Origin of the sequence: Acinetobacter sp. YH12120, from assembly GCF_013418795.1 — a bacterium.
GTDB lineage: Bacteria > Pseudomonadota > Gammaproteobacteria > Pseudomonadales > Moraxellaceae > Acinetobacter > Acinetobacter towneri.
In genome coordinates, this window is sequence record NZ_VPBI01000001.1 from 1 (window position 1) to 13,438 (window position 13,438).

The 13,438-nt window shown below is 42.0% G+C and carries 14 protein-coding genes; 7 read left to right on the forward strand and 7 right to left on the reverse strand.

What is annotated here, in order from left to right:
- From FTU58_RS00005 to FTU58_RS00025, 5 genes are all read left to right on the forward strand, one after another.
- The coding region (locus FTU58_RS00005) for a transposase (RefSeq protein WP_306670028.1) at positions 1–286 on the forward strand (286 nt) is incomplete at its 5' end.
- A gap of 255 nt (positions 287–541) precedes the next feature.
- Positions 542–1,339 (forward strand): RsiV family protein, encoded by a 798-nt coding sequence (locus tag FTU58_RS00010; RefSeq protein WP_180061903.1) that lies wholly within the window; start codon positions 542–544, stop codon positions 1,337–1,339.
- Between the two features lie 120 nt (positions 1,340–1,459).
- Positions 1,460–2,731, forward strand: coding sequence for a serine--tRNA ligase (serS, locus tag FTU58_RS00015; RefSeq protein WP_104853137.1), 1,272 nt, complete (start codon positions 1,460–1,462; stop codon positions 2,729–2,731).
- A gap of 63 nt (positions 2,732–2,794) precedes the next feature.
- Entirely contained in the window at positions 2,795–4,165 is a 1,371-nt protein-coding gene (gene cysG, locus FTU58_RS00020; protein WP_004972262.1) for a siroheme synthase CysG, read from the forward strand.
- Between the two features lie 92 nt (positions 4,166–4,257).
- A complete protein-coding gene (locus FTU58_RS00025; RefSeq protein WP_136144597.1) occupies positions 4,258–4,737 on the forward strand; it encodes a tRNA (cytidine(34)-2'-O)-methyltransferase in 480 nt (159 codons plus the stop codon).
- A 194-nt stretch (positions 4,738–4,931) separates the two neighbouring features.
- Here FTU58_RS00025 and FTU58_RS00030 read toward each other — a convergent pair whose 3' ends face one another.
- The 6 genes from FTU58_RS00030 to rpoD form a co-directional block, all read right to left on the reverse strand.
- Positions 4,932–6,326 carry an APC family permease gene (locus FTU58_RS00030; protein WP_131260687.1) on the reverse strand — a complete coding sequence of 465 codons (1,395 nt, stop codon included), beginning with the start codon at positions 6,324–6,326 and terminating at the stop codon, positions 4,932–4,934.
- 267 nt (positions 6,327–6,593) lie between these two features.
- A complete protein-coding gene (locus FTU58_RS00035; RefSeq protein WP_180061904.1) occupies positions 6,594–7,778 on the reverse strand; it encodes an iron-containing alcohol dehydrogenase in 1,185 nt (394 codons plus the stop codon).
- 1 nt (position 7,779) lies between these two features.
- Positions 7,780–8,313: a hypothetical protein gene (locus FTU58_RS00040; RefSeq protein WP_026438100.1), complete on the reverse strand. Its 534-nt coding sequence runs from the start codon at positions 8,311–8,313 to the stop codon at positions 7,780–7,782.
- Between the two features lie 75 nt (positions 8,314–8,388).
- The gene (lipB, locus tag FTU58_RS00045) at positions 8,389–9,045 is read right to left on the reverse strand and encodes a lipoyl(octanoyl) transferase LipB (RefSeq protein ID WP_131260686.1); all 657 of its coding nucleotides are present in this window, start codon (positions 9,043–9,045) and stop codon (positions 8,389–8,391) included.
- A gap of 150 nt (positions 9,046–9,195) precedes the next feature.
- Complete coding sequence (locus FTU58_RS00050; RefSeq protein ID WP_019837061.1) at positions 9,196–9,489, reverse strand: YbeD family protein; 294 nt, start codon at positions 9,487–9,489, stop codon at positions 9,196–9,198.
- Positions 9,490–9,601: 112 nt separating this feature from the next.
- Positions 9,602–11,488, reverse strand: a complete 1,887-nt coding sequence (gene rpoD / locus FTU58_RS00055) for an RNA polymerase sigma factor RpoD (protein WP_004972247.1) — start codon at positions 11,486–11,488, stop codon at positions 9,602–9,604.
- A gap of 373 nt (positions 11,489–11,861) precedes the next feature.
- Here rpoD and FTU58_RS00060 point away from each other — a divergent pair, with 373 nt between their 5' ends.
- Together FTU58_RS00060 and FTU58_RS00065 are read left to right on the forward strand one after the other, a co-directional pair.
- Positions 11,862–12,071 (forward strand): PA3496 family putative envelope integrity protein, encoded by a 210-nt coding sequence (locus FTU58_RS00060; RefSeq protein ID WP_004972246.1) that lies wholly within the window; start codon positions 11,862–11,864, stop codon positions 12,069–12,071.
- A 68-nt stretch (positions 12,072–12,139) separates the two neighbouring features.
- Positions 12,140–12,664 carry a YecA family protein gene (locus tag FTU58_RS00065; protein ID WP_004972244.1) on the forward strand — a complete coding sequence of 175 codons (525 nt, stop codon included), beginning with the start codon at positions 12,140–12,142 and terminating at the stop codon, positions 12,662–12,664.
- Positions 12,665–12,769: 105 nt separating this feature from the next.
- On the opposite strand, the gene FTU58_RS00070 is transcribed toward FTU58_RS00065, so the two are convergent.
- Positions 12,770–13,312, reverse strand: coding sequence for a hypothetical protein (locus tag FTU58_RS00070; RefSeq protein ID WP_131260684.1), 543 nt, complete (start codon positions 13,310–13,312; stop codon positions 12,770–12,772).
- Between the last annotated feature and the right edge of the window lie 126 nt (positions 13,313–13,438).

Below are 13,438 nucleotides of genomic sequence, written 5' to 3' on the forward strand. Positions count from 1 at the left end.
ACCATTGAAAGAAACACTTAAAGAGCAAGGCATTGATTTAATTACTTATCCAAGAAAAAATATGAGAGTGACCTTATTGCCATTTTCTGATGAATTTCATCTACGACAACGTAAAAGAATTGAAACATTGATAGGATTATTGAAAGAAAAATATCACTTAGTTACGAGTAAACATCGTTCGATTGCTGGTTTTTTAGCAGGCGTATTTTCTTCACTATGTGCGTATCAACTTTGCCAAAAGAATAAGCCTAAAATTCATGTGATTAAATCTTTGGCTTATCCGTAACTGGGGTTATATTAAGGATTTGTTATCAAAATTTTGATTTATAATGAAAAAATAAAAATAATCACGCAAAAATTTGAGTAGTAATTTTAAACAGTTTTATCCACCGATTATTCCGTTACACAACTGCTCTAGGATTGAACAGCAAGAGTTATCTATAGTCTTGACTAATTCAATTGAACCAATTTTATCGCAAGATTTGTGCAGGCTTGCATTTCAAATCATTAGACTTTGTGAATCGTGGCTGAGGGGAATTTAATGCAATATTTAAAATCACAGGTGTTTTTGGGTGCTGTCGCTTTAAGTTCAGTATTGCTATTGACTGCATGTCAGCCAAAGAGTGAGGCAACTTCTAAAACCGAAGCAGAGCAAGCTGCGCCTGCATCTATCGCAGCTGATATTCCTGTGATTCAAGCTAAAGTGGTGGCGCTTAAATTGCCACAACAGCAAATTTGTGATGAAGGTGGTTGTACTGCTTACGATATTCAGACGGTAAAAACCAATGTGGCGTGGATTGATGAATATTTTATGCAGCGCTTGCAAAAGGCAGACCCAATTGCATTTTCAAAAGCTGCGGCATCAACTGAAACGCCAAAGGTAGAAGAAACTGATCCTATGCGGCTGAGTCAGAGTTCAAGCTATGTGCGATATATCGGGCAACATGCCAATTTAGCGACGTTTAGTTTGCAAAGCTACAGTTACCCTGCGGGTGCGGCGCATGGTATCCATCACCAAGAATTTGTGACTTTTGATTTAAAACAGAAAAAGCGTTTGGCGTTGCAAGATATTATGCTGCCCAATACGGAAGCCAAAATGACAGAAGAATTATTTAACCATAATTATAACTGGCTAGATGAACATGATATTTCCCGTGAAAAGTTTAAATTGAGCGATAATTTTTATTATGGCGCTAATGGTTTGGTCTTTGTCTATCCGTTGTATGAATTAGCATCTTATGCAGAAGGTATGCCTGAGTTGATTCTGCCTTACTATGCGACGGAAAAATTAATTAAGCCTGAATATTTGCCAAGTTTGCCGCAGTATCCTCGCCAATAAAATTGCACAAAAATACGCAGAGATTGCTGTAATAAGGTGCAGCCGTGAATCGGGTTACTGTATTTTTTAACCCGAAGCGCTTACACTATAGCCAGTTTTTTTCTTATTCCAAGATTGGCTATGATTGACCCGAAATTACTCAGAAATAATATTGAGGCTGTAAATTTAGCCTTGGCAAAACGTGGTGTGCAATTAGATGTGGCAGAGTGGGCAGCACTTGAAGCACGTCGTAAAGAATTGCAATCTAAAACCGAAGCATTACAGGCAGAGCGTAATTCGGGCGCAAAACAAGTCGGTCAGATTAAAAAAGCAGGTGGTGATGCTTCTGAAATTATGGCTCGCATGGCTGCTATTGGCGATGAAATCAAAGCCGCTGAAGTCGCTTTGGCAGAGTTACAAGATGAGTTAGAAGCTAAATCATTGTCTATTCCAAACTTGCCAGATGAGTCTGTGCCTGAAGGTAAAGATGAAGCTGATAATGTGGAAGTATTGAAATGGGGCACACCACGCCAGTTTGATTTTGAAATTAAAGATCATACCGACCTTGGCGAAATGATGGGTGGTTTGGAATTTGAAACTGCAACCAAATTAACAGGTTCTCGTTTTAGCGTTCTGAAAGGGCCATTGGCGCGTTTACAACGTGCGATTACACAGTTCATGTTAGATACGCATACTGTTCAAAATGGTTATACCGAAGCGTATGTACCGTATTTGGTCAATGCAGATTCATTGCGTGGTACTGGTCAGCTGCCTAAATTTGAAGAAGATTTGTTCAAGCTACAAGGTGAAAAAGAATACTATCTAATTCCAACTGCCGAAGTTCCAGTAACCAACTTTGTGCGTGATGAAATCATTGATCCTGAACGCTTGCCATTAAAATATGCCGCTCATACCCCTTGTTTCCGCAGCGAAGCAGGTTCTTATGGTCGCGATACTCGTGGTTTAATCCGCCAACACCAATTTGATAAAGTCGAAATGGTGCAGATTGTAAAACCAGAAACCTCAATGCAGGCTTTAGAAGAATTGACTGGACATGCAGAAGGTATTTTGCAGGCACTTGGTTTACCGTACCGTAAAATTATTCTATGTGGTGGCGATATGGGCTTTGGCGCAACCAAAACCTATGACTTAGAAGTTTGGGTGCCAAGTCAAAACACTTACCGTGAAATTTCATCATGCTCAAACATGGGGGATTTCCAAGCGCGTCGTATGAAAGCACGCTACCGTGCCGACCAAAAGAAAACTGAATTTGTGCATACATTAAACGGTTCAGGTTTGGCGGTAGGACGTACTTTATTGGCTGTTATGGAAAACTATCAACGTGCCGATGGTTCGATTGAAATTCCTGCAGTATTACGTCCGTACATGGGCGGTTTAGAGTTTATTGACTAAGTTGAGTGCAGGTCGACTTAGGATGAAATTGCTTACAATCAGATTTAAATATTGAGGTTTAGTGTGGATATTTTTCCAATCTCGTTAAAGTTGCAGCAGCAACCTTGTCTGATTGTGGGCGGTGGACATATTGCTTATCGCAAAGCGGTGTTACTGGCTAAAGCGGGCGCAAAAGTTGATGTGCTTGCCCCTGAAATTGATGTCAATTTATTGCAACTGGTGCAACAAAGTCAGGGGCAGTATGTACAGGATGTTTTTAGTCCATCTACTGCGTTACGTCACTATCGTTTGGTGATTGCTGCAACGGATAACAATTTGGTCAATCAGCAAGTTTTTGCAGCTTGCGAAGCCGAAAATGTGCTGGTCAATAGTGTTGATGATCCACCACATTGCCGTTTTATGGTGCCTGCCATCATTGACCGTTCGCCTTTGGTGATTTCAGTCGCGAGTAATGGCACATCGCCTGTATTGTCACGTCAAATTCGTACACAACTGGAAAGTACCATTCCGCATGGTATGGGCAAACTGGCAGAGTTTTCAGGTCAGTGGCGTGCCGCAGTAAAACAGAAAATTGTAAATCCAGATGAGCGCCGTATTTTTTGGGAGGAGCTATATGCCAGTCCTCTTAAAGAACAGGTGTTCAACGACAATCTTGACGCTGCAAACCAAAGTATCCAACAGGCTTTAGCGGAATGGCAAACACCGAAAGGCGAGGTGTATTTGGTTGGTGCAGGGCCAGGTGATCCTGAGTTACTGACCTTAAAAGCCTTGCGTTTAATGCAGCAAGCCGATGTGGTGATTTATGATCGTTTGGTGTCTGCACCTATTTTAGAATTGTGTCGCCGTGATGCCGAAAAAGTCTATGTCGGAAAAGCACGTTCTAACCATGCTGTACCGCAAGAAGGCATCAATGCATTATTGGTGAAATATGCACAAGCAGGTAAGCGAGTTTGCCGTTTAAAAGGTGGCGATCCGTTTATTTTTGGGCGTGGCGGTGAAGAAATTCAAGAATTGTATGAAGCAGGTGTGTCATTTCAGGTCGTACCGGGCATCACCGCAGCCTCGGGCTGTTCGGCTTATGCAGGTATTCCACTGACTCATCGAGATTATGCGCAAAGTGTGCGTTTTCTTACTGGACATTTAAAAGAAGGTTCGCCTGAATTGCCGTGGTCAGAATTGGTGTATGAACAGCAAACTTTGGTGCTGTATATGGGCTTGGTTGGCTTAGAAAGCATTTGTGAAAAACTGATTGCACATGGACAACGGGCGGATATGCCTGTCGCCTTAATTTCTAAAGGCACGACACCTGAACAGAAAGTGGTGGTGGGGACGTTGGCGGATATTGCCAGTAAAGTCGCACAGCATCACATTCAGGCACCTACCTTGACCATTATTGGTGAGGTGGTCAATTTACGTGAACAGTTGAAATGGTAATGAATCTCCCCCAACCCCTCTTTTAAAAAGAGGGGAGTTCCCACATTTTCTAAAGGGAGCTGAGGAGGGATTGTGAAAAGTAGAGAAAATTTGTGATCCACGTTGTTTTATATGAGCCTGAAATTCCAGCCAATACAGGCAATATCATTCGTTTGTGTGCCAATACAGGTGCGCAATTGCATTTGATTAAGCCATTGGGTTTTGAGCTGGATGATAAAAAGCTGAAACGTGCAGGTTTGGATTATCACGAATGGGCACGTATGCAAATTTGGGACAATCTTGAGCAATGCTTGGCTAATTTAGACAGCAAAGGCGTGGGGTTGGATGCGATTTATCCATTAACCACCAAAGGCACAGAAACACCACATACTTCGGATTTAAACCGACCTGTTGCCTTGTTGATGGGGCCTGAAACACGTGGTTTGCCAGAAGCAGTACGCATGTTGTTTCCGCAGCAGCACTGGATTCGTTTACCCATGGCAGAAAACTCACGCAGTTTAAACTTGTCTAATGCAACGGCTGTGATTGTGTATGAGGCATGGCGTCAGCAAGGTTTTAAAGCATTGCTCTAATTTGAGCATCAATTCATTTCAAATTTAATGCGATCTTTAGCATCAATGCGTACAATTGATAGATAAAAAGCTGAGACAAAACTGTACTCAGCTTTTTTGTTTTCGCTATTTTGCTGATTTAACGCTGCAATCCATTTGAGGCATAAGAAAAGGCGCATAAAGCGCCTGATCTTAAAGTTGTGATGCTATTTGTCTTAGCGATCATCAAACTCATTGTGCTGCGGAGCAGGGTGTTTAAAGCCTTTGGTTTTATAACCGAGGTATAAAACCCCAAACATTGCCCACCATAAGCCATACTTCAATGAAGTTTCATCGACTTCGAGCCATAAAGCAAAGACTGCAATAAAGCCGCACAACGGTACGATCACAAAATTGAGAATGTCTTTAAAGCCTTTGGTGCGACCATCACGTAGCGCATAACGTGAAATCACCGATAAATTCACAAAGCTAAATGCGGTGAGGGCACCAAAACTGATTAATGAAATGACAAAATCCAAGTTCATAAAACCAGCAGTTAACGCCACAGCACCTACAATTAAAATATTGTATGAAGGTGTATAGCTACGTGGGCTGATATGACCAAAGATTTTTTTGTTAATCACGCCATCACGACCCATCACGTACATTAAACGCGAAACGCCTGCATGAGCCGAAATACCAGATGCCATTACCGTTACAATAGCAAAGGCAAGCACATAAGACTGGAACAGCGAGCCGCCGACCAAGAGCAGAATTTCTGGCTGCGTTTCTGCAATATTTTTAAAGTAGCTGCCCGGTTCATTTGGGAAGAAAATCTGCATGAAATAGGTGCTGACAATAAAAATTACACCCGCAATTAGCGCAGTTAAGAACATTGCCTTCGGTAAGGTTTTTTCAGTGTCTTTGGTTTCTTCTGCAAGTGAGCTGAGTGAGTCAAAACCTGTAAATGAGAAGCAGAGTAGGGTTGCACCTGTAATCAATGCGCCTACCGAAGTAAGTTCATTCCAGAAAGGTTCTAAGCTCCATAACTGATAACGTTGCTCGGCAGTAATTGGACCATCGGCATTGAAGCCTGCCTGAAGTTTGGTGTACATCATCCATGTAAATACGCCAATGACCACCAACTGTACCAAAACGATCATACTGTTAAAGTTGGCGACAAAACGCGCGCCACGCAAGTTGACACCCGTCATAAATGCCGTGAGTACCACCACCCAAATCCAGTGATTCACATCAGGGAATAAGGCTTCCAGATAAATCACCGCCAAGATGATGTTGACCATTGGTGAGAGTAAATAATCTAGCCAAGATGACCAACCCACCATAAAACCAACGTTGGGATGAATCGATTTTTGTGCATAGGTATACGCCGACCCAGAAGAAGGATAACGACGAATCATGTGACCATAACTTAAAGAAGTTAAAAGAATGGCAACCAGTGCAAAAATATAAGATGTGGGTACGTGAAAATGACTTTCTTCCGATACTAAGCCGAAAGTGTCGAATAACGTCATCGGTTGAATGTAGGCTAAACCAATAATAATAATGTGCCAGAGTCCTAGCGTTTTTTGCAGTTTAGCTGCCGATTGAGTCCCAGAGATATTTGTCAACGGCGTTATCCTCTTAATCGTTGATCAAGGATCAGTCATGTTTGTTCAGGATTGTTTGAGACGAACAATCCCCCCTACATAAAAAGTAAAAACGCGCCAATCTACTCCATAATGACGCGCTTTGTCAGTATCTTTGCTTTCTTTTTTAGCAGAAAAAACGCCATATTGATGAAAAAACATCAGACGCAGCAGTCTACCAATGAAAAGCCCGATGTTTAGAAAAACATCAGGCTAGATTTTCGGCTATGTTCGCCTATTTTGTAGGAATTACCAAGCCTTTTTTAAGATAGCTTTGAGTTCTTCTAAATTGGCTTCTTTCGGGTTGTAAATAATCGAACCATCGTTCAGGGCTTTTTCAGCGACTTCATCTAATTGTGCTTCGCTGACTCTACCAGTTTCTTGTAAAGTGCGTGGCAATTTGGTCAGTGCATATAAGCGGTCACGAATAGCTAAGAGTGTCGCAATGGTTTTATCGGCACGTAAATGTGCAGGGGTTTGCGCATAGACGTCTGCGCCTGCCAACGGTAATAGCAGCTCGGCAATTTTATCGGCATTGACGTCTTTGTTGTATTCCAACACGTATGGCAAGAATAAATTCATGCACAGTCCATGTGGCAAATGTGCCACAGCACCCAACGCATGACCTAGGGAATGCACTAAACCAACCATGGAATTTGAAAATGCAATGCCCGCCATAGTAGATGCTTGTGCCAGTTCCAAACGGCCTTGTTCATCGCTTGGGTTGTCTAATACATTGAACAGGTTATTGCTGATTTTTTTAATTGCTGCAGTAGCATAAGCATCAGAAATTGGGTTGGCTGCCATGCAACTATAAGCTTCAATGGCGTGCGTCATGGCATCCATAGCCGTCATTGCTGTTAAATGTGGTGGCAAAGTTTGCGTCATACGTGAGTCTAAAATGGCTGCATGTGGCATTAAGTAATACGATGCAAATGGCATTTTGACGTTCTTTTCGGTGTCGGATACCACCGCAACCATAGTCACTTCTGAACCTGTGCCTGATGTGGTTGGAATCACAAAAAAAGGTTTCAGTGGACGTGGTAAGTTATGCGCACCTGAATATTGCAATAAGTCATCACCACCTTCACTGACTAAAATATTGGTGGCTTTAGAGGTGTCAATGACTGAACCGCCACCCACCGCGATAATGGCATCACAGTTGTTTTCGCGGTACAACTGCGCAGCACGGCGAACTGTCGCCACACTTGAATCTTGCGGGACATCATCAAAAACATAGCCAATCACGGCATCGGTAGATTCAAAAGCCGCTTCAATCGGTGCAAGCAAATTGTTGGAACGCACGCCTTTGTCGGTAATGATCATTGGGCGCTGCGAACCGAGTGTCGCCAATTCAAACGGAATATGTTCAAGCGCTGCATGACCTGCAATGACTTTGACTGGGCAAAAAAATTCGTAATAAGGCTTCGCCATGTTATGCACTCCGTTTGAAATAAGATTGGGCAACTTTTAGATAGATATTGGCTGCACCTGATAGTTTTTCTTTTAAGCTGAGTTCAGTCGGATATTGTTTTACCGCCAGTTCTGCCAGTAATTTAGGCAAGATCAGTGCTTCCATTTTATTCAGGCAACGTACCAAGCGAATTGCATAAGACACATCACCATCAGCAATCATGCGGTCATGCGCAAAGGCCTGTGCGGTACTTTCCTGAAATGAAAACACTAAAAATGCATGATTTAAGTGTTTGAAGGTAATGGTTAAATCGGGTTTTTGTGCCGTATTCTGTAACAGTTCTAATTGATGATCTGCAGTGACTTTGGCAACAAAGGCTGGACCATTCGGAAAAACTTTCATAGACAACACAAAGTTGCTGGGGAATTTTGCAACTTCCTGTTTAATTTCTTCATCGACCTGACTTGCCATGACTAAACCTCTGCCAATCACATCCATCATGAGTTTGACATAGGCCAGTTGCAAAGCGGGTTTCACAGATTTAGTTGAAATCACGCGCTGAATCCCTGTGTTATAAATCATTATTTAGAGTAAATACTCTATTTTATTTCTTATTGAAAAGAAAGCCATTTATACGTGAATGACTTGAACGTCATTAAAGTAACCGCTGTTTTGTAAAGTTTCAATGATATCTGCGCAGAAGTTTTCAAAATGTGGATAGTCATTGACTAAATCCATCACACGTACCATTTCCAAACCTGCATAGCCGCAAGGGTTGATACTTTGAAAACCAGTCAAGTCACAATCAATATTGAGGGCTAAACCGTGATAACTACGGCCTTTACGAATTTTAAAACCGAGTGAGCCAATTTTTCGTTCATTGACATATACCCCTGGTGCATCTGCTTTGGCATAGGCTTCAATGCCGTATTTTTTAAGCAGCTCAATCATCAAGTTTTCAGCATAAGATACCAAAGTACGGACATTCCAGCCTAAACGGTTCAGGTCAAACATGAAGTAGGCGACCAATTGGCCTGGGCCATGCCATGTGACTTGACCACCACGATCAGTCTGTACCACAGGAATATCTGTCGCCATTAAAATATGTTCGGCTTTGCCTGCTTGCCCTTGGGTCAGTACATTCGGATGTTGCAAAATCCAGAGTTGGTCAGGGCTGTCTGCATCACGTTGTTCAGTCCACTCTTTCATTTCCTGAAAGCGTGCTTGATAGTCAGTCAGGTCATGATATTGACGAATAATCAGGTTTGGCCGTTGTGCAGTATCCACAGTGATGCAGTCCTATCCATAAAAGCAAGAAATTGATTTTATTATACGAAAATGTGGCGGTAGTAGGGGATTTGTGGATTGAATAAGATTTTGTCGGTACAGAAACAAAAAACACGCCCGAAAGCGTGTTTTTAAGACCAATCTGCAAAATTACAATGCAGTTTTAATCAGTGGGCAAGCTGCCAAATCTGCATAAATGGCATGCACTTGTTCCAATTCTTCAAAACGCAATTGTGCTGTAATTGAATGATACTTGCCTGTGCGTGATGGGGTAATGCTGATGCTTTGTGCATCAAACTCAGGGAAGTGTTTCACTAAAATTTCAACCACAGCAATACGCAGTTCATCACCCGCGTCACCAATGAGTTTAATTGGGTAATCCATTGGAAACACCCAAAGATGCTCTTGTAGTTCACGAGATGGGGTACGGTTGAATAACGTCATAAGCGTGTGTCTCTATCTCTATATCAAACGCCTGCATAGGGCAGGCGTTTTTTTCTTGTTGAATAAATGAGGCTGAATTTTAAAATTTCAATAGCTCATTTATGCAGTAATCTTAGTCATTTTCCAAGAACGAGCGTAAGTGTTCAGAACGAGAAGGGTGACGAAGTTTACGTAAGGCTTTGGCTTCAATCTGACGGATACGTTCACGGGTCACATCAAACTGCTTCCCAACTTCTTCCAAAGTATGATCGGTTGGCATATCAATACCAAAACGCATTTTCAGAACTTTGGCTTCACGTTCAGTCAAGTTTTCAAGCACTTCACGGGTCGCTTCTTTTAAGCCTTCAGAGGTTGCCGCATCAACAGGTGAGGTGATGTTGCTGTCCTCAATGAAGTCACCCAAATGTGAATCTTCATCATCACCAATTGGCGTTTCCATAGAAATCGGCTCTTTGGCAATTTTCAGAACTTTACGAACTTTAACTTCATCCATTTCCAAGCGTTCGCCTAATTCTTCTGGAGTCGGTTCACGACCCATTTCCTGAAGCAATTGACGCGATACACGGTTGATCTTGTTAATGGTTTCGATCATGTGTACTGGAATACGAATGGTACGCGCTTGGTCGGCAATAGAACGGGTAATCGCCTGACGAATCCACCATGTTGCATAAGTCGAGAACTTATAACCACGACGGTATTCGAACTTGTCTACCGCTTTCATCAAGCCGATGTTACCTTCCTGAATCAAGTCTAGGAATTGTAAACCACGGTTGGTGTATTTTTTTGCAATCGAAATAACCAGACGCAAGTTGGCTTCAACCATTTCTTTCTTCGCACGACGGGCTTTGGCTTCGCCTACTGCCATACGCTTAGAAATTTCTTTGATGCCTTTAACATCTAAGCCTAACTCTTTTTCAATGTCGGCAATTTTTTGTTGGAACGCCAAAATATCTGGACGTACTTTTTCCAAATAGCCTTTTTGGTCGGCAGGTGCTTTGGCAATGTGCTCGTCTAACCAAGCAAAGTTAGATTCCTGACCTGGGAATGAGGTACGGAATTGAGTACGATCCATACGACCACGACGCACCGCATAACGCATCACTTCACGTTCAGCAGTACGAATTTGTTCATGTGTACCACGAATCATTTCCGAAATAATATCGAATAAACGTGGCGTAAATTTAAACATCATGAATACAGTCGCTAAAGCTTCTAAAGCCTCTTGAGCTTCGGCACTTTCACGACCATGTTTTTCAATGGCAGCAATTTTTGCAAGATAAGCCTGTTCCAATTCACCAAAACGCATTCTTGCAATTTCTGGGTCTGGACCTGAATCTGCTTCAGATTCTTCTTCGGCTTCAGCTTCTTCTTCCTCATCGTCATCATCAAGTTTGACGTCTTTGGTTGGTTTGTTGCTGGTGTCTTCTTCTTTGTCTAAATCGGCTTCGTCTTCTAAAACTTCTGGAATTTCTTCATCGGTTTCAGGGTCTAAATAACCTGATAAAATATCGGCAAGGCGACGTTCGCCTGCTTCATAATCTTTATATTCTTGCAGTACCACTTGCACTGCGTTTGGCCAGTAGGCAATCGAGTGAAGTACATCGCGAATCCCTTCTTCAATACGTTTCGCAATGCTAATTTCACCTTCACGCGTTAACAGCTCAACCGTACCCATTTCACGCATATACATACGCACAGGGTCTGTGGTGCGACCAGGCTCATTTTCTACAGAGGCAAGTACCGCTGCAGCTTCTTCTTCAGCAACTTCGTCGGCAGCTTCCGCATTATCCTCGAACATTGCATCATCAGATTCAGGCGCACGTTCATGCACAGGAATACCGACGTCTTGAAGCATTTGAATAATGTCTTCAATCTGCTCGCTTTCTGTGATTGAGTCCGGGAGATGATCGTTAACCTCAGCGTAAGTTAGGTAACCTTGCTCTTTGCCTCGGCTAATCAGAGCCGCTACTTGCGAAGTAGGGGAATTCATATCGCTCATCTTTGCTTACTCTTCGTTGAATCTGTGGCAGTGAAAAACCGTGCATGATAGCACAATTCGCTTTAAATAGGGGGTGAATTGATCAATCAAGCATGATTTTAAAATGATGTTTGAATGAAGAATGTGATAGGAATATGGGGCTTCATTACTGTTTTTCAAGTCAATTTCCTTTTTGCCCGCAAAATATTTTTATGATTGGGGCGAATCTCAAATAATGATACTAACTTGTTCATAAATACACAAATTTGCCGCAATGTTGCAAGCTGTCTATGTTGCAGTTTTTTGAAAAAAATAAATAAAACTTGACAATATTTATAAAGGCAGATAAATAGCGGCTAGACCCTTCACATTTTTTCATTCTGAGGTAGTTTTAGTGTCTTCTACAGATTTTGAACTAGATGATAACTACGGTGATGATGATGTTAATTTCGATGAGGCATCAAACAAAATAAGCGCGAAAGAATCTTTAGAAAAGCGCCGTTTGATTGATGATTTACTCGCACAACGTCGTTTGGAACGTGAGCTCAAAGATTTTGATTATGATTTTGACGATGACGACGATTTTGACGATGAAGATGACTAAAATCAGGTACTGTATCTGGCATTGAAAATGCTATGCTACACCCCTAAATTGACACCGATGGATTTGAAATGACTGCTTTAGATTTAGACCTGTTAAGTGAATATCTAGATGGTGACCAAAACGAGTATGGTCTAGACTTCGCTGCAACGCATGGTTTCTTGTGTGCCATTGCAGTTGGACCTCAATTTGACCCATGGTTAAATGAATTGTTTGAAGGCAACCAAAAGAAAGTGCCTGCTGAAATTATTGCGCAAATTCAGGCTTGGTTAGAAAGCATTCGCCAAAGTTTAGCCAATGAAGAAGGCATTGAGTTTCCATTTGAAATTGAAGAAGCAGAAGTTGATTCAAGTTTGGGTGATTGGAGCGTTGGCTTTGTCGATGCGATGTTCTTAAACGAAGAAGCATGGTTTACGCCTGAATTTGAAGAGCAATTGGTTGATTTAACTTTGCCAATGATGGTGTTTAGCGGCATTGATGAAGAAGATCCACAAATGGAATCTTTCCGTCGCAATGGTCAGTTAATGGACGAAATTGCAGAAGAAATTCCTGAAAACCTGAATGAATTATATTTGATGTACCACACGCCTGATTAATGGCTTGGTTTACATATTGTGTAATATGTAATCCTCATAAAAAAAACGCACTGCGCAAATCGCAGTGCGTTTTTTATTATGGCGCTTCAATGATCATGTTACCAATTAGCGTGTCGCACGATCCCAAGCATCTTTGACAGCAAATTTAGCTTGTTCCCACGTTAAGCGTGAACTGCCTTTAATTTGCCCCCATTTGCTTCTTAGATCGGGCTCAACATCTTCGAAACGTGTGTGCGTATCATAATGTGGGCGGTTTTCATAACCAATGCGATAGGCATTTTGATAGTCACGATCATAATCTAAATCATGATAATGGTTGCGTGTTTCTGTAAAGTAGGTTGTATTTAAGCTATTGGTACGCCAGTAAGCTTCTTCTTCGGTAGGGTTCACAACTTCTGCTGCACCTTTACCTGCCAAACCACCCACTACAGCGCCTACAGCACCACCGACCACAGCACCTACTGGACCACCCAGCGCACCTACTGTTGCACCAGTAGCCGCACCGCCAACAGCACCTAAACCAGTACCGACAGGGTGTGCACCAGGTTCTCCTGTAATTGGATCGGCATTTAAGCGATCACGTTCTTCTTTTGGTAAGTTCTTAACCACATCACGGTCAATTTTTTCATTGCGTTCAAAATCTGACATTCGAATCACCTTTTTATCTTTGTATGCGTTATAGCGTTCCTATATTCATAAATCGCTATGAATAGGCTTAATCTACGCTGCTACAATGTAGGCTTATAGCCTATTCAGAATGCATTTCAGTTACAG